Consider the following 12,497-nt stretch of genomic DNA (forward strand, 5'->3'; position numbering starts at 1 on the left):
TCCAACCGTGTGGCGTTCCGTCGCGCGATGCGCAAGGCCATCCAGTCGGCCATGCGTTCGCCGAACGTCAAGGGCATTCGAGTGCAGTGCTCGGGCCGCCTCGGTGGCGCCGAAATGTCGCGCTCGGAGTTCTACCGCGAGGGTCGGGTGCCGCTGCACACGCTGCGCGCCGACATCGATTACGGCCTGTACGAGGCTCGCACCACCTTCGGCCGCATCGGCGTGAAGGTGTGGATCTACAAGGGCGACATCGTCGGCGGCAAGCGTGAGGTCACCGCCGCCGCAGCGCAGCCCGAGCGTCGCGAGCGTCGGGAGCGGCCGAGCCGTCCGCGGCGGTCCGGTTCGTCCGGCACCACCGCGACCAGCACTGAAGCCGGTCGGGCCGCCACCGCGGTGGCGGAGCCGCCGGCAGAGAACCAGGAGGGCTGACCCGTGCTGATGCCCCGCAAGGTCAAGCACCGCAAGCAGCATCACCCCCGTCGTACCGGTATGGCCAAGGGCGGCACCTCGGTGGCGTTCGGTGACTTCGGCATCCAGGCTCTGGAGCCGGCCTACGTCACCAACCGGCAGATCGAGTCGGCGCGTATCGCGATGACCCGCCACATCCGTCGTGGCGGCAAGATCTGGATCAACATCTACCCGGATCGCCCGCTGACCAAGAAGCCGGCCGAAACCCGCATGGGTTCCGGTAAGGGTTCGCCGGAGTGGTGGGTCGCGAACGTCAAGCCGGGTCGCGTGATGTTCGAGATGTCTTACCCGAACGAGGAGACCGCTCGTGAGGCGCTGCGCCGCGCGATGCACAAGCTCCCGATGAAGTGCAGGATCGTGACCAGGGAGGAGCAGTTCTGATGGCTACCGGAACTCCGGCCGCAGACCTGCGCGAGCTCAACGAGGACGAGCTCGTCGCCCGCCTGCGTGAATCGAAGGAAGAGCTGTTCAACCTGCGCTTCCAGATGGCGACCGGCCAGTTGCAGAACAACCGGCGCCTGCGTGTGGTTCGTCACGAGATCGCGCGCATCTACACGGTCATGCGTGAGCGCGAGCTCGGCTTGGCCTCCGGTCCTGAAGGCAAGGGAGACGCCGCATGAGCGACGTAAAGGGCCCGGCCAAGACGCCGGCCAAGGAGACCGAACGTGGCTCGCGCAAAGTGCGTGTCGGTTACGTCGTCTCCGACAAGATGAACAAGACGATCGTCGTCGAGCTGGAAGACCGTAACCGGCACCCGCTCTACGGCAAGATCATCCGCACCACCTCGAAGGTGAAGGCGCACGACGAGAACGAGATCGCCGGTGTCGGCGACCGCGTGCAGCTGATGGAGACCCGTCCGCTGTCGGCCACCAAGCGGTGGCGGCTGGTGGAGGTCCTGGAGAAGGCGAAGTAGCAAGACTCCTTCTTCTCCGGCCTCGGCTGTGTAGTCGAAATACGAAGGCCCGCTTCCCGAACCGGGAAGCGGGCCTTCGTGCATCCGAGGCCGGGCATTCCGCTTGCGGCTTCGCCGGACCGGCAGCTCGTTCGTACGCGACGGGTCTGCCACGACCACACCGGCCGGCGAGTGTCCGCTGCGTTCGTATGATCGTCGGATGCGGATTCCCGAGCGTATTCGACCAGATGTCCGCACCCTGTGGGAGTACAACCTCATGGGGCATGAGGTGCGGCCGGTGGATGTGGGGATCGGGCTGGGGAGTCACGACATCGGGGTGGCGGTGTATGCGGTCGAGTTGTTTCGGCGGGGGATCTTTTCGACGGTCGTGTTCAGTGGCGCCAACGCGCCCACGACGGTGGCCGAGTTTCCGGACGGGGAAGCGGTTCACTATCGGGAACACGCTGTCGCGCAGGGGATTCCGGACGACGCTGTCCTGGTCGAGCCGCGCGCCACGAATACCGCTGAGAACATCGACCTTTCGCGTGCGTTGCTGCGCGACTCAGGTCGCGTCGTGCGGTCGGTTCTGCTGATCTGCCGGCCGTATCAACAGCGGCGCAGTTATGCGACCTGCCGGAAGCGCTGGCCGGAGGTCGAGGTGGTGTGCGGATCGCTGCCGGAGTCGCTGGACGACTATGTGGCGCGGATCGGCGATGCGGAGCGGGTCGTCACGATGCTGGTGGGGGATACGCAACGGGTGTGGCGGTATGCGGCCGAGGGATGGGCGATCGAACAGGATGTTCCGGACGCGGTTCGCGTCGCGTACGAGCGGCTGGTGGCGGCCGGCTTCACCGGACGTCTGCTGCCACCGCGCGGATAACCGGCCGGCCGCGGGAGGCCGTCGATCGGGACATACCCACCGACGGTGATTGACTGGGCTGCCCACACCCGAGAATCGGTAGATTGGTCGCGTCCTCCGGACATCGTCGGGAGGAACGAGAAGGTGTGGGGTGTAGGGAATTTCGATTCGCTGCGACTACCGGCGGGAGAGCGGTGATGCGGGTTGTGATCGCGGGCGCAGGGATCGCCGGGCTGACCGCGGCGGCCTGTCTGCACCGGGTGGGCATCGACGCGGTGGTGTTCGATGCGGTGACCGAACTGCGTCCCCTCGGTGTCGGGATCAATCTCTTGCCCCATGCGGTGCGGGAACTGGTCGAGCTGGGAATCGGTGCGGCCCTGTCCGATTGCGCGATCGCGACGTCGCGAACGCTGCACCTGGATCGGTTCGGGAATCGAATCTGGAGTGAGGCACGCGGATTGGCCGCCGGTCAGCGCTGGCCGCAGTATGCGGTCCATCGCGGCGAATTGCAGGAGTTGCTCGTGGAGCTGGTGCGTGCCCGGCTGGGAGCGGACGCCGTGCGTGAAGGGCTGGCGCTGCACTCGTTCACCGAGGACGCCGATGGGGTGCGCTGCCGCTTCCGCGACCGGTCCGCGGGCCACTTCGTCGAGGAGACCGCGGATGTATTGATCGGTGCCGACGGTCTGCATTCGGCCGTCCGCGCGCAATTGCACCCGGCCGAGGGACCTCCGCTGTGGAACGGCATTCGAATGTGGCGGGGCGTCAGTGAGATTCGGCCTTTCCTGGACGGCCGGACGATGGTGGTCGCGGGTTCCAACCACGCCGCGAAATTCGTCATGTACCCGATTTCCGGCGCCGCGCATCGTCGGGGCAGTTCGCTGGTGAACTGGGTTGCCGAAGTGCGCGTGCCCGATACGGCGGCGCAGAGCCCGGACTGGAATCGCGCCGGGCGGCTGGCGGATGTGCTCCCGCACTACGACGGTTGGCACCTTGCCGGTGTCGACGTTTCCGGCTTGCTGCGCGCCGCCGCCGAAGTGCTCGAGTATCCGATGGTCGACCGAGACCCGTTGCCGCACTGGGGGACCGGACGCGTCACGATAATGGGCGATGCCGCCCATCCGATGTATCCGGTCGGCTCCAACGGCGGCTCGCAAGCCATTCTCGATGCCGGCGTTCTGGCGTCCGAACTCGCGGCGGCCGCCGATCCGATCTCCGGGCTGGCGCGCTACGAGCAGGTCCGGCGGAAGGCGGTCAACGCCATCGTGCTGGCGAACCGTGATATGCCGATGGACCGGGTGCTGCACGCGGTGGCGCAACGGGCGCCGCTCGGCTTCGATCGGATCGAGGAGGTGCTCACCGCGGCCGAACTCGCCGGCCTTGCCGAGGCGTACCGCCATGCCAGTGCTGCTGTTCCCGTCGACCTCGCATCGGACGCGGTCGCGGCGGAAGCCACGACCTATGCCGCCGGTGCCTCGGCGGACGACGGCCGTCCGTACGACTCAGGGACGCGGTGACCGGTCTCGAACGCCGTCGCGCGCTGCGGCGCTGTCGAGCCCAGCGACCGCAATCGACGTCCGAGCGGGGTGGCTCCCTCGATCCGGGGCCGGCCGGTGAGGTAGATACTGCCGGGCGCGTGGCGCACCACGCCGACGATCGCGAGGGTCACCGCCAGGACCGCGACGAACAACAGCGCCGTCGCGCCCACGGCGCCGACCGCGTCGTGCAGCCGCGGGTAGAGGGGGATCAGCAGTTCCAGCACGATCGGATGCATCAGGAAGACCGCGAACGAGCGATCGGCGCCGTAGCGCGAGATGCGGCCGACGACGCGGTACTTCGGACGCAGCCAGGACCACCACGTACTCACGGTGTAGAGGCCGACGATCAGCGCGACGAAATAGACGGCCATGTACGGGTTGAAGACGTTGTCGGCCTGCCACGGCGTGGTTCCGCCCGCGACGGCGTGCTGATAGCACCACTCGGCGCCCGCCGCCACGAGGACAGTGCCGAGGATCAGCAGCGGGCCGAAGCGGCGCACGGCCCGGTCGACGGTGCCGATATGCCAGGCGGCGACCGCGCCGAACAGGATGTAGAACTGGTACGGCAGTACCGTCACATAGAGGTGGTCCCACAGCTGCCCCGGCATACCGGTGAGCGTCGGCGGATGCGTGAGCGCCCCCAGCATGCCCGCTTGGACGAGCGCACTCGTCGCGAGCACCCACCGGTGGTGGCCGGCCGACCAGCGGACGAACCGGAGCAACAGCGGGAAGAGCAGATAGATCTGCATCGAGACCAGCAGGAAGTACAGCTGATACCAGGCCTCTCCGGTCACGAGTTCGACCGCCAACCGGCGTACCGCTCCCGCCGCGGACTCCTGATGAATACCGGCGACCACCGAATAGCCCCAGTAGAACACCGACCAGAGGACGTAGGGGATGCCGACGAGGGCGAAGCGGCGGCGCCAGAAATGCGGCGCGTCGAAGGACCGGTCGGCGTACTGGTAGATCAGCACGAATCCGGTCAGCGTGAAGAAGGCCTCGCGGGGAAAGTGCAGCAGCACCATGGCCCCGTTCGCCGACACATTGTTCGGATCACTGGATCTGTCGATCACGTGTACGGCGATCACACTGGCGAAGGTCAGGATCCGGAACAGGTTGACCTGATGCAGATAGGGCCGCGACGGCCGGGGTTGTGCGGCCTCTCCGGATTCGGTCGTGACGGAGGTGGGCGTACCGCGGACCGAGGTCGCAATCGCCGTACTCATCGTGCCGTGATCCGTGGGCAGGAGCACCGTCCGTCGCGCAAGGTCGCCGACGAATGCGCTCGCGGAAAGGTCTCGATCATCTGCTTCCTCGAGTCGGTCGTCGCACTCCATGATTACGACCGAGCCTGTGAGGTTCCTTATCGGGCCCTTCGAGGCGCCTGAACCGCCTGGTAGCGGCGTTGCGAATCGGCGCTCAGCCGCCGACCGCCACGGGCATGCTGATGCGGCGCGCCGCCTCCAGTATTCCCAGTATCCGGGAGCCCGGCAGGCCGATGGCGGCGCCGATCGCGGCGGGGGTCCACGATTCGTCGGTGAGGGTGAGGATTTCGGCGAGCTGGTCGACCGAGAGCTTGGACAGGCCGCGGCGGCGGATTTCGTGTGCCACCGACCGGATGGCTACCTCGCCGGCCTCGTCCTCCGCCGAACCGACAGCTAAGGCATCGACAGCGACGGAATCCACAGCGACGGATTCGATATCGGCGAATTCGGCCTCGTCCGTGTCTTCGATGGGGGTGAGGTCGGCGGGTTCGTCCGTCGGCGTCGTGCGGTCGAGTTCGGCGGCGGCCGCAACGGGTCGCGGCGCTTCGGCGACCGGCTCGCCCAGGACCAACTGCACGGCGTCGTCCACCGCTCGCCGCGTGCGCGTCCTGCGCGGTTCGTCGGAGACGATCCGGAGCCCGGCACCGTGCGATCCCGACCGCTCATCGGTGCGCACGGGCTCCTCCGCCTCCGTGACTTCCGTTGGCGCCCCGGCATTTACCGACGGCTCGTCGGCCTTGCCGGTTGCCCCGTCGGCGGAGCCGTCTGTGATTGTCGCGTCGGCGGATTCATTGGTCGCTGTCGCGGCGGTAGGGGCGTCGGTCGCTGTCGCGTCGGTGACCACCTCGTCTGCGGCGTCTTCCGCGGTCGCGATGGCAGGTGCAGGGGACGGTGCGGCCGAATCCCGGGACGACGCCATCGCAGCGGAGTCGGTCGCGGGAGAGTCGACGGTCGGCGAATCCGCGGGAGTCGGCGCGCCCACTTCGCCGGATGCCGGAACCGGTGATTCGAACAGCACCGGAACGGCCGGTGCGGTGCGCGCGGCGGACTGCGGCGGTGCGGACACCGGTTCGGACGCTGTCCGGGCCGCGTCCACCGTGGGCCGGCGACTTTCCACCGCGTCCGCGAGCAGCAGCGAGGCATCCCACCCCGCCACCGAAACCGGTTGCGGCGCAGTGGTCGACGGGAGCTGTGGATAACTGGGGAATTCCGCGGTCCCGGCGGATTCGGGCAGTGGACGCGCCTCCGCCCAGTCCGGAAGGTCGTCGCCGCGGTAGCTCGGGCGGTACCCGGTCGGCGGCAGATCGGAGTCGATGTCCTCCATCGGTATGTCGTCGATGAGCTGGGCGTAGCGCGCGGAAACCCAGGCGTGCAACCAGATCACGACGCCCACCATGACGGGGGCGACGGCGGCCTCGGCGGCGCGCGCCGGTGCGCCCGCGACCAGATGTGGGCCGGCGTTGAGGGCGATGGTGACGCCGAGCAGCGCGGTTTCCAGGAAGACGACCTTGCCGCGGTCGATATCGCGGCCCCACCGGGCGGCGGTGGTGGCGACCACCATGATGGTGATGATCGGGATCGAGATCATCGCCTCGAAGCCGTAACTGAGCCAGTACAGCGGATCCGACATGTCGCCGCTGGGCACGAGGTTGTGCTGGACGTTCACCCCCGCCCACACCATGCCGAGGACGACGACGCCGATCAGTGCCCGCGAGGACCATTCGGCGCGGCGGAACAGTTGCGCCAGGCGCGCATCGGGATTCGACACCCGCATGCGCGCCGCGCGGGCCCGCCGGTGCCAGCGGGCGTCCGCGTCGTCGGCCCGGCGCAGGGCGAGAGCGACGCGGCGATCACGCTTCTCGGCCGACATCTGGGCCGTCACCGCGCGCTTGCGCTGCCGGCGGCGCTGGGTGCGAATCCATTCGGCGAGATCGCGTTCGGCGGCGATCTCCCGATCGGACAGTTCGGCGAACAACGCCGGGTCCGCCTGCAGGGGCAGCTTGTCCCGCGCGGTCGCCACCCGCCGGGCGAGCGCGTCGAGCTCCGCCTGCGGGGAGTGCTCGGTGGCGCCCCGGCGCCGGGCGGCCTTCGGCGTGGCCGAGGGGAGTGCGGCGCCGTGGGTCGGAGGGTGCGCGGAGTCCGCCGGAGGGACGGCGGTCGTGGTGGTCGACTGCTCGTCGAGCATGGCGTGCCTTTCCCGGCAGCAGCCGCGCTACCGAGGTCGATTACCCGAGTACTCGAACATATGTGTGATCGAAGTGAGAGAGTAATCGCGGACCATCGGCGCGGTCAACGCTTTCACCGAACATCAGTTCGGGTGAATATGCAAATGGGCTGCTCGGCCCGGCGATTCCGAATTGCGCTGCGACAGCGGAATTTCAGTGCACCGCGGTATGCCAGACAATGGCCGCCGCGAGCGCGCCCGCCCCGTTGAGCGACCAGTGCAGTGCGATCGGCGCGAGCAGGCTTCCGCTGCGCCGGCGCAACCAGGTGAAAATCACACCGGCGGCCGCGGTGGCCAGGACGGCCAGTGCGATTCCGGCGATCTGCCCGCCCACACCACCGCCGAGCAGTGTGCTCAAACCGCGGTTCCCGCTGGTCAAGCCGAGTGACGAGGCGATATGCCAGCAGCCGAAAAGCAGTGACCCGACGATGAATACACCGCGTGCGCCGGTCGCTCGATCCAGTGCGCCGTGCAGGACGCCGCGGAAGGCGAGTTCCTCCGGGATCACCGTCTGCAGCGGGATGACGATCATGGAGGCGATCAATGCCCCGGACAGGGTCGCATATCGATTCGCGAGAAAGAACGGCCGCGTAATCGGCAGCAGTGCGCCGATCACCACCGCGCCCACGACAATCGCGACCGCGCCGAGCGCATAGAGCGTTCCGCGTCGCCACTGCCGTGGCGAAAGTCCCAATTCCGCCCAGCCGAGCCCGCGTCGCCGCATCAACAGCACGAGAATCACCGCGGCCGCCGGAACGGTCGCGATATTCGCCCATTGCGAGGTGAAATGCGCGATGAGATTCGTACCGGCGAGCACCGCCACCACGACGGCTACGTCGAGGTAAGCGTGTAACCGTCGCCCCGGGCCGACCGGGGCCGAGGACTGCGCAACCCCGTTATCGTTTCGAGACATCGTCGCCAGTCTACGTTCATCCGGGCGGGCGTGCCGTGTTCGGCGGGTCACGATCGACGCGTCGGACGCCGGTGTCGCGGCTCGCGGGCGAACGACCATTCGCGCTATCCGGTCGGTTCGCCGCTCCAGCCCGCGTAATCGGTCCATGCCCGCAGGGTGCGCGTGGTCTCGAATACCCGCTCGGCCCCGCTGATCGGGTCGGTGAAGGCGAGTCGCGCGGCCAGCAGTTGCAGCGGCCGGGTGAAATCGTCCACGGGGCGATCGGTGAGGTGGGGATAGAAGTCGTCGCCGAGGATCGGCACCCCGAGCCCGTTCATGTGCAGTCGCAGCTGATGGGTGCGGCCGGTGTGCGGGCTCAGCCGGTAGCGGCCGAGGCCGTCGCGGTGGTCGATCAGCTCGATCAGCGTTTCGGCGTTGGGTTCGCCCTCGACCTCGAAGGCGCGAAGGATCGTGCGCTCCTTGACGATACGGCTGCGCACCGTGCGGGGCAGAGCCAGTTCGGGATCGTAGGGCGCGATCGCCTCGTACTGTTTGTGCACCCGGCGCTTGTGGAACAGGGTCTGATACGCCCCGCGCCGCGCCGGATCGACCACGAACAGGATCAGTCCGGCCGTGGTCCGGTCCAGCCGGTGCGCCGGCACCAGATCCGGGAGGTCCAGGTCGCGCCGCAACCGGACGAGTGCGGTCTCGAGGATGTGCTGTCCGCGCGGAATCGTGGACAGGAAGTGTGGTTTGTCGACCACCAGCAGATGGTCGTCGCGATGCACCACGGTGACGTCGAAGGGCACCGGTGTCTCGTTCGGCAGATCGCGGTGGAACCACACCGCGCCCCCGGGGACATAGGGCGCGTCCGGCTCGATCGGACCGTCGAGGTCGACGATGTCACCGCCGGCGAGCATCTCGTCGATGCGCGCGGCGGGGACCCGGGGGAGCCGATGGACCAGATGGTCGCGAATCGTCGCCCAGGTTCCGTCTTCGGGTAACCGCAGCCGCGCCGGATCGAGTCCGTGGCGCTTGGGCAGCGGCGGCTGTTGCCGGCGTCGCACGTAACGACCCTAACGACAGCGCCGCGGTGCCCCGGATCAGAGGTCGTGGTCCCGTGCCGCCGGTCGGTCGTCTGCCATTCGATAGCGGCCGGCCTCGAGCCGTTCCAGCACGCCGGCCGTCCACTGCGACAGGTTGTCGAATGTGCCGCTCCACAGCTCGAGCAGGTCGGCGGAATGCGGAGCTTCGTACCGAGGCGGGTAGTCGGCCTTCATGGCGAGTAGTTCGTCTCGCACCTGCGCACTGCGTTCGCGTTGCTGTCGCAGCAGACCGATGACATGCGATCGCGGCAGGGTGTCCATGAACGCGATACCGGCACCGAGTTCCTCCATATCGATGCTGACCAGCGCCGCGTCCAGGAGGGTGCGGAACTCGGCGTCACCGGCCTCGGTCATTTCGAAGAGGGTGCGGCCGGGCCCGGTGCTGCTGGCCTCGGTTCCGCTCGCCTGCAGTTTGCCCTCGTGGGTGAGCTGTTTGAGGGCGTGGTAGATCGAGCCGGGCTTCACATTCGTCCACGTGTCGGCGCGCCAGGACAGCAATTCGCGCCGAACCGCGTAGCCGTATGTCGGCTGCCGCAACCGGATCACACCGAGGACGAGTAATCGCACTGTGGACACGATGGATGATAACCTCCACTAGTCAAATTTGAATACCGGGAGGATGTGGGATGCCCGAGAGTGCGGTGCCGTTGTTGTGGAGCCGTAAGTCCGAGCTGTCCGAAGTGCTCGACTTCTACCGCGGCCTCGGTTTCGAGGTCACCTATGAGCAGACTCGCCCCTACGTGTACGGCGCTGTCACGCGCAGCGGGTACGAACTGCACTTCACCGCCCGGCCCGACGGCGTCGACGCGGAACTCAGCTGTTTGATTCTCGTCGACGACGTCGGCGCCTGTCACGGCGAATTCTCTGCCGCGCTGCGCGCGCGGCTCGGCACGGTGCCGGCCAAGGGGATGCCGCGAATCACGCGGTTCAAGCCCGGGCAGACCCGCTTCACGATGGTGGATCCCGCGGGCAATCACGTGCTGGTGATCCAACGGGACGAGCCGCGCGAGCTGGAGTACGGCGGGTCCGCGGAGCTCGAAGGTCTCGCCCGGGTGCTCGACAACGTGCGCATACTGCGTGATTTCAAGAACGACGACGCGGCGGCGCTGCGAGTGCTGGAAGTCGGCCTGCGCAGATACGGACCGACCGCGACGCCGGAGGAACTGGAGCGTGCGCGGCGGGAGCGGGCGGAGCTGTCGGGCGAGTTGCCCTAGCGTCCGCGATGGCGGTCCCGGGCACGACGGCGGGCGCCCGGGACCGCTGCGTGCACTAGACGGTGCAGGGCAGGTTCGCGTAATAGGCGATCGTGCACTCGGATTCGCGGGTCAGCTTCCAGGTGCCGTCGATGTCCTTCCACTTCAGCTCGATGTACATGGCATCGAAGCCGGGGACGTTGATCTGCAGGTTGTGGGTGAGGGTGTCGCCCTGCACATTCACCGGAGCGACGGCCTGCCATTGGAATCCGGGCACCGAGGCCATCACGCCGCCGACCTGGTCGACCAGGCTCAGACCGGCCTCGCCGGCCTCCAGCTCGTTGGCGCGAGCGGACCGTGAACCGTTCGGGTCGAGCACCAACTGCAGCTTGCTCTGCAGCTCGCCGACGCCCGGAGCGGCGGCGTGCACAGGGGCGGCGATCGGCGCGGCGACGGCCGGGGTCACGGAGGCGACGCCGCCGGCGAAGACCACGGCGGCCAGCGAAAACGCCGCAACGGCACGGGATTTGATCTTGATCATGGTCGTATCCGATCAGTTGGGGGACAGGAGTGCCGTGCCTCGCAATCGTTCCGCGAGGGCTGGCACCACCTAGCAATATAAGGTAAGCCTATGCAAAGGTAGGTAATACTCAGTCGACTTCGGGCGGATCCGCTCTTCCCGATATGTCGGATCTGCGCAGCTGAACGCCCCGGCGACCGGCTGGGTGGTGGCTGGAATCACAGAACGGGAGTACCAGTGAAGACGCTTCTCGTGGTCGGAGCCGGGCCGAAAGCGATGGCAGTGGCGGCGAAGGCTCGGGTGCTGCGGGACCTGGGGTTACCCGCTCCGCGCGTGGTCGTGGTGGAACCGCATGCGGTGGGCGGCAATTGGCTGCCCAGCGGCGGATGGACCGACGGCCAGCACCGGCTCGGCACCAGCCCCGAAAAGGACATCGGCTTCCCGTATCACTCCACCTGGGCGCGCGGCCACAACCGCGCGATCGACCGGGCGATGATCGCCTACAGCTGGACGTCGTTCCTGGTCGAGAACGGCACCTATGCCGAATGGGTCGACCGGGGCCGGCCCAGTCCGCACCACCACGTCTGGGCCAACTATCTGCAGTGGGTCGCCCGCAAGGCCGAGGTCGAGATGGTGCTGGGCGCGGTGCGCCGGATTCGCCCGGCTGCCGACGGCTGGCTGGTCGCGGTAGCCGACAGCTCCGGCGTGGAGACCGAAATCGACTGCGACGGGCTGATGATCACCGGCCCGGGCGACAGCCGGCGCGCGCTGGCCGAACATCCGAAGGTGCTGAGCATCGCGGACTTCTGGGATCTCGCCGGTAAGCGCCGGCTGCCGGTCTCCTCGCGGGCGGCGGTGATCGGCGGCGGCGAGACCGCGGGGTCGGCGGTGGACGAACTGGTCCGCCACGACGTCCTCACCGTATCGGTGATCTCGCCCGCGGCCACCATCTACACCCGCGGCGAAAGCTATTTCGAGAATGCGCTGTTCAGCGATCCGGCGAAGTGGCGGGCGCTGAGCCTGCAGGAGCGCCGCGACGTCATCCGCCGCACCGATCGCGGGGTGTTCTCGGTGCGGGTGCAGGAGAACGTGCTGGGGGACAATCGCGTTCATCATCTCCAGGGACGCGTGGTGCGGGTGGCCGAACGCGGCGAGGGGGTGGCGCTCACCTTGCGCAACGAATTGCGCCCCGATCAGATGCACGCCTTCGATCTGGTGGTCGACGCGACCGGTGGCCAGCCGCTGTGGTTCCTGGATCTGTTCGATGCCGATGCCTCGGATCTGGTGGAGCTCGCCGTGGGCGGTCCCGTCACCCATGCCCGGCTGGAGGCGGCCATCGGCCACGATCTGGCGGTGTCCGGCCTCGACGCCAAGCTCTACCTGCCGAATCTCGCGGGGATGGCGCAGGGGCCAGGCTTCCCCAATCTCAGCTGCCTGGGCGAACTTTCGGATCGGGTACTGGGTGAGGTGCCGGTTCGCCGGGCCACCGCGGTGGCCCGGATCGGAGCCGGGCAGCGCCCGGAATGATCACCCGGCAAACTGT

General features: G+C 68.0%; 14 protein-coding genes. 8 read left to right on the forward strand and 6 right to left on the reverse strand.

What is annotated here, in order from left to right; translation table 11 throughout:
• The 6 genes from rpsC to RJ03_RS03970 all read left to right on the forward strand — a co-directional run.
• Positions 1 to 429: 30S ribosomal protein S3 (gene rpsC / locus RJ03_RS03945; protein WP_036498174.1), on the forward strand; the 429-nt coding region annotated here is incomplete at its 5' end.
• 3 nt (positions 430 to 432) lie between these two features.
• A complete protein-coding gene (gene rplP / locus RJ03_RS03950) occupies positions 433 to 849 on the forward strand; it encodes a 50S ribosomal protein L16 (protein WP_030513364.1) in 417 nt (138 codons plus the stop codon).
• Entirely contained in the window at positions 849 to 1,088 is a 240-nt protein-coding gene (gene rpmC / locus RJ03_RS03955) for a 50S ribosomal protein L29 (protein WP_025347181.1), read from the forward strand. The genes rplP and rpmC overlap by 1 nt, the downstream gene beginning before the upstream one ends.
• Positions 1,085 to 1,381 carry a 30S ribosomal protein S17 gene (gene rpsQ, locus RJ03_RS03960; protein ID WP_036498176.1) on the forward strand — a complete coding sequence of 99 codons (297 nt, stop codon included), beginning with the start codon at positions 1,085 to 1,087 and terminating at the stop codon, positions 1,379 to 1,381. The genes rpmC and rpsQ overlap by 4 nt, the downstream gene beginning before the upstream one ends.
• 199 nt (positions 1,382 to 1,580) lie before the next feature.
• Positions 1,581 to 2,240: a YdcF family protein gene (locus RJ03_RS03965; protein ID WP_036498177.1), complete on the forward strand. Its 660-nt coding sequence runs from the start codon at positions 1,581 to 1,583 to the stop codon at positions 2,238 to 2,240.
• Positions 2,241 to 2,416: 176 nt separating this feature from the next.
• Positions 2,417 to 3,733, forward strand: a complete 1,317-nt coding sequence (locus RJ03_RS03970; protein WP_051024270.1) for a flavin-dependent oxidoreductase — start codon at positions 2,417 to 2,419, stop codon at positions 3,731 to 3,733.
• On the opposite strand, the gene RJ03_RS03975 is transcribed toward RJ03_RS03970, so the two are convergent.
• From RJ03_RS03975 to RJ03_RS03995, 5 genes are all read right to left on the reverse strand, one after another.
• Complete coding sequence (locus RJ03_RS03975) at positions 3,676 to 4,980, reverse strand: acyltransferase (RefSeq protein WP_157163326.1); 1,305 nt, start codon at positions 4,978 to 4,980, stop codon at positions 3,676 to 3,678. The two genes, RJ03_RS03970 and RJ03_RS03975, sit on opposite strands and share 58 nt — an antisense overlap.
• A 193-nt stretch (positions 4,981 to 5,173) precedes the next feature.
• Complete coding sequence (locus RJ03_RS34785; protein ID WP_051024274.1) at positions 5,174 to 7,204, reverse strand: hypothetical protein; 2,031 nt, start codon at positions 7,202 to 7,204, stop codon at positions 5,174 to 5,176.
• 193 nt (positions 7,205 to 7,397) lie between these two features.
• Positions 7,398 to 8,156 (reverse strand): CPBP family intramembrane glutamic endopeptidase, encoded by a 759-nt coding sequence (locus RJ03_RS03985; RefSeq protein WP_036498206.1) that lies wholly within the window; start codon positions 8,154 to 8,156, stop codon positions 7,398 to 7,400.
• Between the two features lie 104 nt (positions 8,157 to 8,260).
• The gene (locus RJ03_RS03990; RefSeq protein ID WP_036498178.1) at positions 8,261 to 9,202 is read right to left on the reverse strand and encodes an RluA family pseudouridine synthase; all 942 of its coding nucleotides are present in this window, start codon (positions 9,200 to 9,202) and stop codon (positions 8,261 to 8,263) included.
• A 36-nt stretch (positions 9,203 to 9,238) separates the two neighbouring features.
• Positions 9,239 to 9,817 (reverse strand): PadR family transcriptional regulator, encoded by a 579-nt coding sequence (locus RJ03_RS03995; protein ID WP_036498180.1) that lies wholly within the window; start codon positions 9,815 to 9,817, stop codon positions 9,239 to 9,241.
• 50 nt (positions 9,818 to 9,867) lie between these two features.
• Here RJ03_RS03995 and RJ03_RS04000 point away from each other — a divergent pair, with 50 nt between their 5' ends.
• The gene (locus tag RJ03_RS04000; protein WP_051024276.1) at positions 9,868 to 10,455 is read left to right on the forward strand and encodes a DUF8817 family protein; all 588 of its coding nucleotides are present in this window, start codon (positions 9,868 to 9,870) and stop codon (positions 10,453 to 10,455) included.
• A 55-nt stretch (positions 10,456 to 10,510) separates the two neighbouring features.
• On the opposite strand, the gene RJ03_RS04005 is transcribed toward RJ03_RS04000, so the two are convergent.
• Positions 10,511 to 10,975, reverse strand: coding sequence for an MTB12 C-terminal domain-containing protein (locus RJ03_RS04005; protein ID WP_036498181.1), 465 nt, complete (start codon positions 10,973 to 10,975; stop codon positions 10,511 to 10,513).
• Between the two features lie 216 nt (positions 10,976 to 11,191).
• On the opposite strand from RJ03_RS04005, the gene RJ03_RS04010 reads away from it, so the two are divergent.
• A complete protein-coding gene (locus RJ03_RS04010) occupies positions 11,192 to 12,481 on the forward strand; it encodes a SidA/IucD/PvdA family monooxygenase (protein ID WP_036498182.1) in 1,290 nt (429 codons plus the stop codon).
• Positions 12,482 to 12,497: the final 16 nt, after the last annotated feature.

Origin of the sequence: Nocardia aobensis NBRC 100429, from assembly GCF_000308375.1 — a bacterium.
Lineage (GTDB): Bacteria > Actinomycetota > Actinomycetes > Mycobacteriales > Mycobacteriaceae > Nocardia > Nocardia aobensis.